Consider the following 13,926-nt stretch of genomic DNA (forward strand, 5'->3'; position numbering starts at 1 on the left):
TATCACTATGATTAGCATTTAATTATTCTATTATTATTTTATATAAGTAGACCATACCATGCCATTGTCTTTACCTCTAGCAGCTGCGCCATTACGCGTTGCTTGTGCCTTAGCAGTAGCAGCGTCACTTGCTGCGTGTCAAACCAATACGATGCCTACTAATTCTGCAACTGCGACAAGCTCAATCACAACAGATAGCTCGGCTCAAAACATATCAGATGAAAATAAAACGAGCAAAGACACACAGTCGTCTGAGTTGACAATGGACATGTCAGGTCGACATGAATATCAGTTAGAAAATGGTCTAAAAGTCGTTATAAAAGAAGACCACCGTGCCCCAGTCGCTATGACACAAATCTGGTACCGAGTGGGCTCGGCAGATGAGCCTCTTGATAAAGGTGGTATCTCTCACTTACTCGAGCATATGATGTTTAAGGGCACGACCAATGTTTCTAGTGATGATTATGAGCGGCTAATTGCTAAGTTTGGCGGCGTCAACAATGCCTTTACCAGCTATGACTATACGGGGTACTACGAGCTATTCCCTGCCAATCGCATGCCATTAGCGTTAGAGCTTGAAGCAGATCGCATGAAAAACCTTATATTCGATGACAAAGAATTTGCCAAAGAGCATCAAGTGGTCATGGAAGAGCGCCGCCAACGTACTGATGACAATCCACTTGCCAAAGCGTATGAGTCATTTCGTCTGCTGGCCTTACCTGACAGCCCAAAGGGCGAATCTGTCATTGGACCTATGAACGAGCTAGAATCGATTAAACTTTCAGATTTAAAAGACTGGTATAAGACGTGGTATGCACCAAATAATGCAACGTTAGTCATCGTCGGTGACGTGCAACCACAAGAAGTACTCACTCAAGTCAAACGTTACTTTGGTGATTTAGAAAAAAGCAACCTACCCAAACGTACTTTTGTGACTCAAAAAGGCTTCCGTGGTTATCAAAAGGTAGACTCTGAGCAAGCCGTACAAGTGCCCGTTCTACTGATGGGTTACAACGTGCCAAGCCTTGCAACAGCAGGCACCAACAATGAAAAACAAGCTTATGCCCTGTCACTCGCTCAAGATGTGCTCGATGGCGGCTTATCTGCACGCTTAGAGAGTCGACTGATACGTGAGCAAGGTCTGCTTACCACGGTTGGTACTTCTTACGACTTGTTAGATCGCGGAGATGGGCTATTTTTAATACAAGCAACTCCTCGTGAAGGCGTCAGCTTAGAGCAAGCACAACAAGCCATAACCTCAGAAATAGAAAAGTTAAAAACCGATCCTATTGCCGATGATGAAATCAGTCGCGCCAAGACCAATACGGTGACTGGTTTGATCTATGCACAAGACAGCATGGAAGGACAAGCACGTATGATTGGCTCGTTACAATCTATCGGTCTAGATGATAGATTACTTGCTAAGTTACCAGCTAAGCTCGATGGTATCAGTATGGCTGATATTCAGGCTGCCAGTAAAAAATATTTGGTCAAAGACAACTTAACGGTGATGCATGTCGTGCCACCTAAAGACAATAAAACCTCAGCGAAATAGTAGTTGCCTATTATCAAACGTCTCATAAAAATGGCCATAACACCGTATTCTTAATAAGAAGAAACTCATGATTCAGAATAAATACGACTTTAAAGCAAAACAAAAATCTTTTAAGACTGCTTCATCCTCTATAAGTAGCACTATCGCATCTAAAAAGCGAGCCTACCTCAGTGCTAGCGTAATTTTTGCTTTTAGCATCTTGGCGACTACTGCTCAAGCTGATACAACAGCTGCTGAAGATTACCGCTCACCTGCTGCAGTCGATGCAAGTGCGCCCATTGCTGCCTTATCTAAACTGACCAGCTTAGACGATGACAAACCTTTAAAAGTCACCGTACCAACCATTCAACAGTTTAAGACCAAGTCTGGCGTACCTGTTATGTTTGTACAAACGACCACCTTGCCAATCGTCGATGTGGATTTGCGTTTTAATGCTGGTAGCGCGCGTGATGGTAGTATCAAAAAAGAAAGTTTTGGTATTGCTAATATGACAGCGACGATGCTCGAACAGGGCTCAAAAAGCCTAGATGAAAACGCATTTACACGTGCAGTGGAAACGTTGGGCATTAATTTAAGCAGTAGTGCTTATAAGGATATGTTTATCGTTTCACTGCGTAGCCTATCTGATGATAAGCATCTCCTGCCAGCCATTGACTTAATGACACAGATGGTAAGTGAGCCTACGTTTGACGAGCAAGTTCTAGCTCGCAATAAAGCAAGACTGTTGGTCGGCCTGCAGCAACAGAAACAAGATCCCAATAGCCTAGCAAGTATCGCTTTCAATGATGCTCTATATGGTACTCACCCTTACGCGCATCCATCAGTCGGCACGCTAGAAAGCGTTCCTACGATTGAGAAACAACAACTGATAGACTTTAAAAATAAATATCTAGTGGCAGCAAACGCATCTGTTGCTATGACCGGCAACCTGACATTAGAACAAGCGAAAAAACTGGCAGAAGACATCACTGCTAAATTACCTACTGGCCAAGCTGCAACTGACTTACCTGAGCCGAAACCGCTGACTAAAGCGCAGCACGTTCATATTCCATTTCCAAGCACTCAAACCACTGTCCTTATGGGACAGCTGGGTAGTAAACGAGCTACCGACCCAATAGCACAGCAGCAGCAGACCAACTTTGCTGTTGGAAACGAAGTCATGGCAGGCAGTGATTTTAATGCGCGGCTAATGACGGAGGTGAGACAAAACCTTGGCTATACTTATGGAATCTCAGGATCGATGAATCCAATGCTCTCTCGAGGTCCCTACCAGATTGGTTTTTCAACACGTAATGACAAGGCGCGTGCGGCCATTGATGCAAGCTTAGCGGTTATCAACGAAACGCTGGACAAGGGCATCACTAATAATGAGATGCGCTTGACTACAGACAATCTGAAAAACAGCTTCCCGATGGGATTTGCGAGCAATGCAGGTATTAATGGCTTACTCGGAATGATGAATTTTTACCAATTACCGAATAACTACTTAGCTGACTATACCAATCGTATTGATCAAGTCACTCTTTCAGAGGTCAATCAAACCATGCGAGATACGCTAAAGCCTGATAATTTTTTAATAGTTACAGTTGGGCAAGAAGATCCGTGGAAAGAAAAGAAAGCGGCAAAGAAAACCAGTAAGAAATAAATTGCTATGAAGCAATATTAGAAATAAGCGTTATCAATCAAATGGACGTATTATAAATGGTAAAGAATACTACTTATAATATGTCCATTAATATTTGAACGGCTATAATCTTTAAATAAGAAGTGAAATATTAGAAATGCTTAGTATTAAGAATACTTGGCGTCAGAAATTTTTAGCGCAACATCATAGACAAAATGCTCAGGCTTATGGGTAGCCCCGTTATAGCTCAAACGGATAACATGCTTATCATAAGACGTCACTTTATAATTACCATTGGCAAAGTTGTGTAGCGTTGGCACAATTAATAGCGCTTCTATTTGACGGTTATCTACTTTAACATTGAGGCGCTGACCCTCTCGCGGATATAAAAAATAATCACAGTAGTCATTTACCATGACCTCTGATATACGTTCGATAACCTGATTACCCGTTTCTTCCTGAATTAGTTTTGGACAGACATCAGAGCGCTTAGAGGCCAAACGAGCATAAGAGTTCTTGATACTATCTTCTATCTCTTTAGAGCTTTGTATATGTCTATCAGCCTTATCCGTCACTATCATATTGTTTTCAGAGGACATCTCTGTACTACACGCACTAATCAGTAATACCGACATAAGTGCAGAAGTAAACAAAGCACCATACCTATAGTTCGAGTGCAAAAAACTTTGCTTCTCGTTATTTAATTTATGATAGTTTTTCATTGTCGAGCGCTGATTTTTCATAGTTTTCGCTTAAAGTAAATTTGGTGGTTTTCTTTATAAGCCATGAAAATATAAAGGCGATTGATAACACATATTATTAAAGCATAGTTTTTAAAGACCAAACAAATTTTTAATGAACTCATGCGTCTATCCTATGAATCCTACCAAATAATTACAAAATTATTATTTTTAGTAAACACCGGAATAGTATATATAAAAATGAATATATATCTAGCGTTATCTCGGCTAACTTTATAATTATTTGAATTCTCGATTCTTGATAACTCAATTAATAGCGGCAAGAAGAGGAACTACTAGCGTGATTGAATCCCCATTTGCGATAACCATCAGTATCTAAATGAATAGCCCCTGTCGCATATAATCCTAAGCCAAAGTTATAAGGCTGTCCTTGATACTGCCAAAACTGACATAAGCCATCATGCATGGTACTCAAGCGCCATAGATTGTCTTCATACTCAGGTACCCAGATATCGATAGCACTTGCATTCATATGCTTACTACCGTCTGCCCCGCCTGCACAATCATTCAAACCTGGGTTACGATATACCGAACGTATCTCACTGCTGAGTGGTAAAATGCCTTGGTTTTTCAACTCACTATAAAGGCGTAATGTTGGTACAATGTTAGACCATAGTTCTTGAGGTGGCAGTTGATAAGGCTCATATCCGCATTTACTCCAACTACGGGCAGTCGTCAGCAGTTGAGACAATGGCGGTACATTCTGTGATCCGACTCGTGCGCTAAGATAACGCTCATACTCTGCTACTTGTCTGGCACGATAACTATTGCTATTTAACCATGCATTAAAGTCCATATTCATAGAATCGTTATAAGCACCATTATAGGTGTTGTTTGCTGTACTATAAGTAGTACCGCGTCTCACTACATTCACACGTTTGTTTTCTTCAATAGACAACCTAGCATCAATCTCGAAATCACGCTGTTTTTGTACAATCAAGTTTTGCATACTGTCGCCATTTGATGCATTCGCACCACTCAACATGGTGACACCAGGACGCTGATATGAGCTATTGGTAGAGGGTGTTATATACGCATTACTGTTATTGCTTGTACTGCTACTTTGACGTATTTGAATACGGCGTTCACTATCATCACTGATAATAACGGCATGAGCACTGACACTGCCAGCACATAGGATAAGGGTAATAATAGGTTGGCAAATTTGCCTATACGCATGGGTTTTTGATTTTATCATTGCAAGAAACTACCGCTAAAAACGTTTTATCGATACTATCAAATTTTCAACAAGCAGGCTAAACTATCGCTTCTAATTTGAAGTCCAATATTGATAATTAACACTTATCCTTATAACTTTTATAATTGAGTGACTTTATTATTATTTGTGAATTATATAGCCATTGCTTGCTCGCATACTTTTATTAAAGTTAGTACTTTTAAGTACGTTTCTCATCATTATTTATAATGAAATAATTTAGTTAGTACTTCCCTCCTACACCAATTGTTAGCCAAATTCTGCCTATGTCTTCTAACCCGCAATATCGTTTTTCACGTCAAAGCCATCATTTGGGTCAAGGTCACGCACCGACACTATGGCAACGTATTCATATCGACCCATGGTTAACTTTACTGTTATTGACGGTTTGTTGCATTGGTCTGACGATTCTATACAGCGCCGCAAGCCAAGATATTGGTATGGTCATTCGCCAAATGGTCAGCTATGGGGTGGCATTTGCTGTGATGTTTACCATGGCGCAGATACCGCCCAGTCTCTATCGTACTTTCACGCCCATATTTTATGTCTTAGGACTTATATTATTGGTATTGGTAGATATTATTGGTGAAGTACGTATGGGTGCTCAGCGCTGGATCAATTTGCCTGGGTTCGGTAGTGTGCAGCCTTCAGAGTTCATGAAGCTTGGCATGCCAATGATGTGTGCTTGGTTTTTGTCTAAGCGTGATTTGCCACCGTCAGCGTCTAGCATTGCTATCACCTTGGCATTGATCATTGTACCGGTGCTATTAATTGCTAAAGAGCCCGATCTTGGTACATCACTACTGGTCGCTGCTAGTGGTATATTTGTGCTTTTCTTAGCAGGCCTCTCGTGGCGACTGATTTCTGCTGCTGTAATTTTGGCTGTGCCGTTTATTGCTTTTGCTTGGAACTTTTTACTCCACGACTATCAGCGTACGCGGGTATTAACACTACTTAATCCTGAAGCGGATGTACAAGGTGCTGGGTGGAACATCATTCAATCGAAGACAGCCATCGGTTCTGGTGGCCTCACTGGAAAAGGCTATCTGGAAGGCACGCAATCACACCTACATTTCTTACCAGAAGGCCATACTGACTTTATTATTGCCGCCTTCTCCGAGGAGTTTGGTTTACTCGGTGTGATGCTACTGATGTTCATTTACTTTTGCCTTCTGTCACGCGCCTTATATATCGCTTTCACCCATCCTGATGTTTATAGTAGATTGTTGGCTGGTGCTATCGCTATGTCTTTCTTTGTTTATATATTCGTCAATGTCGGCATGGTTGGCGGCATTTTACCTGTCGTAGGTGTTCCACTACCATTTATTAGTTATGGGGGTACGGCTATCGTGACTTTGATGGCAGGATTTGGCCTACTCATGTCTATCCATACGCATAAATCCGGCTAACTTGTATAAGATACTTTCTGTATAAATCGTCTATCGAGTAAGTCGTTATAATAATTATGGTAGTATCATTAAGATAAATTGTTTTGTACTACTAATGATTTGATAAAAGACAATCAGCCATAGCGCGAAGAAGAGTTTTATTCTTAGCGCTGTGGCTTTTTTATTTTTATGGTTTTCATATCATGTATGTTCGTATCAATCACTATAATAGTAACAAATCCGAAATAATTGTTCGTTTTAGCGCCCATTATTTTTACTAGAAAATTGACGTAATTTCCGATATTAGTTAACCACCTATAATTTCAGAAAGATTTTATTCCTTGTTTTTTACAAAAAATTGCGTTAACCTCGTTTTACTGTACTCTGATACATAACCCGTACATAGCTACTAATAAACTTTGCATTTAAATATATTTAGGTTGTAGCGTAGCCGTATAGTTAGCATCTTGTAGATTCCAGACTTTCAAATACACTACTTAATTAACGGTTTGATAACAAAGCGATACGCGATGTCCTCTGAACCCTTTATTAACGTAGCATTCTAAAGAAGTTTGTATATCGCACATCATGTAAATACGACATATAGTGACATTGTCACTCAGTCCTGATTTTGGACTTTGTATTCAATGCTTATCGCTAACTATCATTTGAGCGTATCGTCAGTCACTTTAGCTCTATTTCTGCTGAACACTGATGATAATGAAATGAAAAATTACCATATATTAATATCTATAAGAGCCACTCATTAATCAATATGAAAACAAGAGATTAATGCCATGCTCAATCTAAAATATTTAGAGTTAGGTTTTGATGTATAAGTTATAGAGGTATTTATGAACAAGCGTTTATCTGGTTTACTTACAATGTCAGCAATGTTATTTGCTGGCTCTGCATTCGCGACCAATGCAAATGCTGTAGAAGCAAAGACCACACTTGCTATGATTTCGCAAGATAACGCCTCCCACATTGACCGTGTACTTGGTGAATTAAGCCGTCAACATGATGGTGCATCAAGTTTGGTAAAGTCAGCCCGTCAGCCGACTTCATTGGCGCTTAGCAGCTCATTGTTAGCCAATGATACGACACAAGTTACCAATGATGAAGATGTCCTAGAGCGCCTAACAGCTGTTGCCTCTAACTCTGTCAGCAAATTTAAGCAAACTGGCCTTGCGTCTTGGTATGGTCGTAAGTTTCATGGTCGCAAGACTGCCAGTGGCGAAACTTTTGACATGAACGGTCTAACTGCAGCGCATCGCTCATTACCATTAAACTGCTATGTTAAAGTTACTAACAAGACCAATGGCAAAAGTGTCGTGGTAAAAGTGAACGATCGCGGCCCATTCCATGGTAACCGTGTATTAGATTTATCTTATGGTGCTGCCAAAAAACTCGGTATTACAAGCAAAGGCGTGGGTAACGTTGCTATCGAGCGCGTTGCAGGACCTTAGTTTTAGATATCGGTTTTAAAGACCAATAATATTGCTAGCCTATATAGCAAAAAACGCCTAACTAATTATTAGTTAGGCGTTTTTTATGGTTTATATTTATCGCTCTAGGCTAATAGTAGCTACTAAGCTACTCAAAACGAAGTACTATTAGTTCTATATATCTCATAACTCAAATGCGCTTTCGATGGCATTATCAAGTCGTTCAACAGCAATCACATTGATACCTTTGAACTGAGGCACATCTTTAGCAGGTGCATTGGCCTTTGGAATGATGGCATGCTTAAACCCATGCTTCATCGCTTCCTTCAGGCGCTCTTGTCCATTGGGTACTGGGCGTATCTCTCCCGATAGACCAACTTCGCCGAATACTGCTAATGAAGATGGTAACGCCTTCTCTTTAATACTTGAAGCACAGGCCAACAGTACGGCCAAATCAGATCCCGTCTCTATGACTTTGACACCACCAACAACGTTGACATAGACATCTTGTCCACTGGTATGTATTCCGCCGTGACGATGCATCACTGCTAGTAACATGGATAAACGTTGAAAGTCTAAACCCAATGCCATCCTTCTAGGCGAGCCTTGTGAATCATCGACCAAGGCCTGCACTTCTACTAGTAACGGCCTTGTACCTTCACGACTGACCATGACAACTGACCCAGCAACAGGTTTGTCATAACGACTTAAAAATATCGCTGATGGATTAGCGACTTCTTTGAGCCCCATATCAGTCATACCAAAGATGCCCAGTTCATTAACCGCACCAAAGCGATTCTTGACCGCACGAATCATACGAAAACGCGAGTCAGACTGGCCTTCAAAATAAAGTACGGTATCAACCATATGCTCCAATACTCGCGGACCCGCTAGCGTACCTTCTTTGGTTACATGTCCGACTAAAAATAGCGCTGTACCTGTTTGCTTAGCATAGCGAGTCAAAATTGCAGCAGACTCTCTAATCTGACTGACACCACCTGGCGCAGAGTTGATAGCGTCTGTATAAATTGTCTGAATAGAATCAATAATAGCGATTGCTGGCTGCTCTTGCGTTAATGCAGCACAGATAGTTTCTACATTAGTTTCGGCCAGTACACGCAGTCTATCAGCAGGCAAGTCTAAGCGTTTGGCTCGCATGGCCACCTGTGCAAGTGACTCTTCACCCGTCACGTATAGTGCACTACCTGCCAATGAATCGGCTCGTGCCATGTTGGTCGCCGTTTGTAGCAAGATAGTTGATTTACCAATACCCGGATCACCACCGATTAACACCACAGAACCTGCCACTAGTCCACCGCCGAGTACGCGATCAAACTCACTGATACCGGTTGGTAGGCGCGTGTCGAGCGTCACACTTACTGCATTAAGCGGCATGACAGCACTGTGAGTGCCAGAATAGTTACCAGCTGGTGCACTGGTACCACGAGTAGCAGCTCGTGCGTTATTAGGCTTCGCGGTGCTTTTATTGTGATGTGGCATGCTGACATTTGGGGCTTCGACCAAGCTATTCCATTCCCCGCAATCCGTACACTGCCCAGCCCACTTACCAAAATGCGCACCGCAATGCTGACAGACATAGCTGCTTTTATTTTTTGCCATAGCTTATAAGCCTTATTCAGAGGATCAATCGAGAATAATGAAGAAAGTACTGTCACGCTTTATAGGCGCTGATTCAAAAATATTTATTATGATAAGTCAGCCATTGGTTTTGCAAGCTGTACTTGAAAGAGGATAATGTTAATTGTAGAGATATTAATTATAGATATAAGTAGTAACTGGCTTATAAGCTCTATATAAAATAGTGTTAACCAGTTCTATTAGTTAATTAGAAATTACAAAGTTATTATTATGAATTTTACGTAGCGTTTGGAAAGTGGAATGCATAGGAAGTAAGGAAAATCCATACCAGCATAACTCTACTTTAACGGCACCTTTTTGTTTTGAGCGCACTATATAAAATAGAGTATGAGATAAGGGATTTAACGCTCTCACTTATACTTGAAAGTCTTTACCTAGATAAACAGATTTTACTAAATCATTTTCTAACACTTCAGCTGAAGTACCTTCTGCAATGATAGCGCCTTCTGATACGATATAAGCCTTTTCACAAATAGCCAATGTATCTCGGACATTGTGATCAGTGATTAAAACGCCAATGCCACGATTTTTCAATGTCAAAATAACGTCTTTAATATCACCAACAGAGATAGGATCTACCCCTGCAAAAGGCTCATCCAATAAGATAAACTTAGGATCAGCGGCTAATGCTCGCGCAATCTCACAGCGTCGACGCTCACCGCCTGACACGCTCATACCCTGAGACTTGCGCACATGTTCTAAATGGAACTCGCCAATCAACTTTTCAAGCTCTTGCTGCTGTTCAACTTTACTTAATTCTGTACGAGTCTGTAGGATAGATAAAATATTATCTTCGATAGACAATTTACGAAAGATTGATGCCTCTTGCGGTAGATAGCCGATACCCGCACGCGCTCGCTCGTGCATTGCGTATTTAGATAAATCCATTTTACCTAGCGTAACGCGGCCCTTATCCATATTGACCAGTCCCACCACCATATAGAAGCTTGTCGTTTTACCAGCACCGTTAGGCCCCAACAGTCCGACGACTTGGCCCTGTTCGACAGAAAATGAAACGTCTTTGACTACCCAACGCTTTCCATAGCGCTTGCCTAAATTTTGCATAGTCAATCGAGCGACAGGCGCCGTATTGGTATTTGATGCCGATAGGTCTAGATTTTTATCATCGCTCATAACTTACTCTTACTTTCACAAAATTTAAGCATTGCTAAAGGCAGACTTACCTACTCATAGCCTGTTTATTTGGATTAACGTACGCCACTTTGGTTTGTACCGTTATTAGGCGGGAATACCAGTTCGACGCGCTGATTACCACCAGCAGTCGCTTCAACATCACCTGCTTTTAGGCTATAACGGATAACATTACCAGCGAAGCTTGCACCATTTTGAACCAGTTTTGCATTGCCGGTTAGCGTAATAATCCCAGACACTGCATTGTAGTCAATCTTATTAGCCTGCCCTTTTGCTAAGCCTTTTTCTTGCGTGACTACTTGCTGCATAGTCGCTGGACGGCCAGTTGCTACCGCTGAGTTAATGCTACGCTGCTGAGAAAGATTGACCGTGATGTTGTCGGCCGTCATCTTGAACGTACCTTGAGTAATAATGACATTACCTGCATAACTGGTCACGCCTGTACGCTCACTATAAGTGGCTTTGTCCGCTAGCAATTTGATCTGCTGATTAGAGTCTGATGGCAACGCGTGACTATATAGCGGTAGCGCCAATAACATCACCATCGGTAGTGCGCGCAATTTGTGCAAGCAGAGTGACGATGCGCGTAAAGTAGGCAAAAATTTAAGTTTCATATAAATAACTCATTTCATAATAGGTGGTAGGATTTGCAAACTTTATGCTAGCTGCTATTTTTTGACACGGTAAATAAGAAAGACTTTGACTAAAACAATGCTTTGTCTTGGCGTTCAGATGGAGAAAAAGCAACAGCAACTTGGCCAAATTCATACTCTCCCGTCTCAAGATTGGCAGTCATACTAGAGGCTTCAAATCGATTCATGCCTTGTTCGATTTTCACAGGCGCGTCACTGTATACTTTGCCTGATTTCGTATTACCTTTTAGCGTACTACCAGTTACTTTTATCGGTTCGATATCAGGAGTACTCTTATTGCCTTCGCTCACCAGTGTAAATCCACCTGATAAACTAAGCTCCCCTGTCTGTTGACTGATGGCTGCACTGCCCGCTTGAATACGATAACGTTGCTCTGCAGATGGTTCCCAATTCATGGTAATGCCTGACATTTCATCCTGATTGGTCTCAGGATTATGTGTCAAAGATTCAGCAGTAAGCTCATATTCGGTTTCGCCCTGCTCATTGGTCTGCACGGCTTTGATATCAGTGGCTTCATAATCGACATCTGTTGTTTCAATATTGACTGGCGGCGTTACGTCGCCTTGCTGCTGAAAAAACCAACCCGCAATACCAGCAATAATTAAGGCTAATACAATTAAGACACGTGTATTCACGACTGTTTATCCTGAGTTTGCGCCTCATCAAGCGTGTAATGCGCGATAAAGTCTTGATAATGTCCATGACCTTTTAAAATAAGGTCACATATCTCGCGCACTGCACCAGTACCGCCAGCACGAGTCGTTACCATGTCACTGCGCTTGATAACTTCAGCATGCGCGTTAGGTACGGTTGCCGCAAACCCTACTGTTTGCATCGCTTTAATATCTGGTAAATCATCGCCCATATAGGCACAGTCGGCAGCAGTGATGTTCAGCAAAGGGTCTAGAGACAATAGCAGCTCGTTTAGCGCAACAAGCTTATCATCACGGCCTTGTACCACATGGTTGACGCCCATTTCTGCTGCGCGCTTGTTTACCATCGCACTACTACGGCCCGTAATGATGGCTGTCAAAATACCGTAGCGCGCTAACGACTTAACACCCACACCATCCTGTACTGAGAACGCTTTGGTCTCAACACCATTAGCATCATAGATAATTTGACCATTGGATAAAATACCATCAACATCCATGACCAATAGTTTTACTTGTCCGGCTTTCTGTATCAAGTCCTGCATTATTTATCTCTTTTTAATATTTATTTTCGAAGCGTTATTCTATATAGCTTAACTATTTCAACGGCAACTCACAAACCTTATTTGACCCCAGCTTGCAGCAAATCATGCACGGTAATAATAGCTTCTAAACGATCTTCATCATCAATAATCAATAACTGGCTAATACCACTTTCATTCATAACACTCAGCGCATCTGACGCACGCATGGTTTTACTGATATGGCGTGGATTGCTGACCATTACTTCATGCATTGGCGTTTGTAGATCGATGCCTTTTTCTAACCCTCGGCGCAAATCACCATCTGTGAACACGCCGACGACCTTATTAGCATCATCAGTCACTACTGTCATGCCCAAGCGACCAGCAGACATGGTAAATAAAGCTTGTTGCAATGGGGCCTGCTGATGAATCAAAGGCAAGTCTTCTGAGTTGGTATGCATCAAATCTTCGACACGCGTCAATAGCTGACGACCCAGGGCACCAGCAGGATGCGATAACGCAAAATCTTCAGAAGTGAAGTTACGTGCGTGTACTAAAGCAACCGCTAACGCATCCCCGAGGGCTAAAGTAGCCGTCGTACTGGAGGTTGGCGCTAGATTAAGCGGGCAAGCCTCTTGCGACTGACCGAGCGTCAATACAATGTTAGCTGCTCGTGGCAACATACCGCGCTTATCACGACTGATACTAATGAGAGGGATATTTAGATGCTTAACAACTGGCAGTAACATTTTGATTTCATCTGACTCACCTGAGTTTGAAATAGCAAGCAGCACATCACCTTTTACAAGCATTCCCAAGTCGCCATGCCCTGCTTCACCAGGATGCATAAAAAAAGCAGGCGTACCAGTTGATGCAAAGGTCGCTGCAATCTTGCGTCCAATTAGTCCTGACTTACCCATGCCTGTGACTACCACTCGACCCTTACAAGTCAGAATGATGTCACATGCTTGTGCAAATCTGTCGTCAATCTGCTCTGTTAGCAGTGCTAACGCAGATATTTCGGTATTAATAGCCTCGATAGCAGTGGTAATAAATTGCTCATGGGTTAAGTTGTTTTTGGTATCACTCATGAATCCGCTCTATTTTTATAATGAATCAATACGCTATTTTACTACACTATGTTTCATATTAGTAATGGTCTACAAAATCTACACTAATATAGTGCTTTATACTGAATAAAGAGCTTGCTGCTATCTATACAAAAAAAACCCACTATATCAGCAGGTTTTAAACGAATAAATCATGTCTTAATGTTTTTTCAGACAACGCGCT

11 protein-coding genes and 1 pseudogene are annotated in these 13,926 nt (G+C 41.7%); 4 read left to right on the forward strand and 8 right to left on the reverse strand.

Annotation, left to right across the window (positions count from 1 at the left end):
- Nucleotides 1–58 precede the first annotated feature (58 nt).
- Both AK824_RS07745 and AK824_RS07750 read left to right on the forward strand, forming a co-directional pair.
- Nucleotides 59–1,555, forward strand: coding sequence for a M16 family metallopeptidase (locus AK824_RS07745; protein ID WP_156410697.1), 1,497 nt, complete (start codon nucleotides 59–61; stop codon nucleotides 1,553–1,555).
- A 67-nt stretch (nucleotides 1,556–1,622) separates the two neighbouring features.
- Entirely contained in the window at nucleotides 1,623–3,200 is a 1,578-nt protein-coding gene (locus AK824_RS07750; RefSeq protein WP_082624603.1) for a M16 family metallopeptidase, read from the forward strand.
- 146 nt (nucleotides 3,201–3,346) lie between these two features.
- Here the strand turns inward: AK824_RS07750 and AK824_RS07755 are convergent, their stop codons facing one another.
- Complete coding sequence (locus tag AK824_RS07755; protein WP_156410698.1) at nucleotides 3,347–3,832, reverse strand: hypothetical protein; 486 nt, start codon at nucleotides 3,830–3,832, stop codon at nucleotides 3,347–3,349.
- A gap of 358 nt (nucleotides 3,833–4,190) precedes the next feature.
- Nucleotides 4,191–5,138, reverse strand: a complete 948-nt coding sequence (locus AK824_RS07760; protein ID WP_057760431.1) for a D-Ala-D-Ala carboxypeptidase family metallohydrolase — start codon at nucleotides 5,136–5,138, stop codon at nucleotides 4,191–4,193.
- A gap of 284 nt (nucleotides 5,139–5,422) precedes the next feature.
- Between AK824_RS07760 and rodA the strand changes: the two genes are divergently transcribed.
- Nucleotides 5,423–6,565, forward strand: a complete 1,143-nt coding sequence (gene rodA, locus AK824_RS07765; RefSeq protein WP_057760433.1) for a rod shape-determining protein RodA — start codon at nucleotides 5,423–5,425, stop codon at nucleotides 6,563–6,565.
- Nucleotides 6,566–7,671: 1,106 nt separating this feature from the next.
- Nucleotides 7,672–8,013, forward strand: a pseudogene (locus AK824_RS13810) (septal ring lytic transglycosylase RlpA family protein); the annotation flags it as partial.
- Nucleotides 8,014–8,175: 162 nt separating this feature from the next.
- Here AK824_RS13810 and radA read toward each other — a convergent pair.
- The 6 genes from radA to AK824_RS07800 form a co-directional block, all read right to left on the reverse strand.
- Nucleotides 8,176–9,612 carry a DNA repair protein RadA gene (radA, locus tag AK824_RS07775; RefSeq protein WP_057760437.1) on the reverse strand — a complete coding sequence of 479 codons (1,437 nt, stop codon included), beginning with the start codon at nucleotides 9,610–9,612 and terminating at the stop codon, nucleotides 8,176–8,178.
- Nucleotides 9,613–10,005: 393 nt separating this feature from the next.
- Nucleotides 10,006–10,716, reverse strand: a complete 711-nt coding sequence (gene lptB, locus AK824_RS07780) for an LPS export ABC transporter ATP-binding protein (protein WP_413772219.1) — start codon at nucleotides 10,714–10,716, stop codon at nucleotides 10,006–10,008.
- 143 nt (nucleotides 10,717–10,859) lie between these two features.
- A complete protein-coding gene (lptA, locus tag AK824_RS07785) occupies nucleotides 10,860–11,417 on the reverse strand; it encodes a lipopolysaccharide transport periplasmic protein LptA (RefSeq protein ID WP_057760441.1) in 558 nt (185 codons plus the stop codon).
- An 89-nt stretch (nucleotides 11,418–11,506) separates the two neighbouring features.
- The gene (lptC, locus tag AK824_RS07790; RefSeq protein ID WP_057760443.1) at nucleotides 11,507–12,091 is read right to left on the reverse strand and encodes an LPS export ABC transporter periplasmic protein LptC; all 585 of its coding nucleotides are present in this window, start codon (nucleotides 12,089–12,091) and stop codon (nucleotides 11,507–11,509) included.
- Nucleotides 12,088–12,654: a KdsC family phosphatase gene (locus AK824_RS07795; protein WP_057760445.1), complete on the reverse strand. Its 567-nt coding sequence runs from the start codon at nucleotides 12,652–12,654 to the stop codon at nucleotides 12,088–12,090. Before AK824_RS07795 ends, lptC begins: the two co-directional genes overlap by 4 nt.
- A gap of 77 nt (nucleotides 12,655–12,731) precedes the next feature.
- The gene (locus AK824_RS07800; protein WP_057760447.1) at nucleotides 12,732–13,724 is read right to left on the reverse strand and encodes a KpsF/GutQ family sugar-phosphate isomerase; all 993 of its coding nucleotides are present in this window, start codon (nucleotides 13,722–13,724) and stop codon (nucleotides 12,732–12,734) included.
- Between the last annotated feature and the right edge of the window lie 202 nt (nucleotides 13,725–13,926).

Source organism: Psychrobacter sp. P11G3 (genome assembly GCF_001435845.1).
Lineage (GTDB): Bacteria > Pseudomonadota > Gammaproteobacteria > Pseudomonadales > Moraxellaceae > Psychrobacter.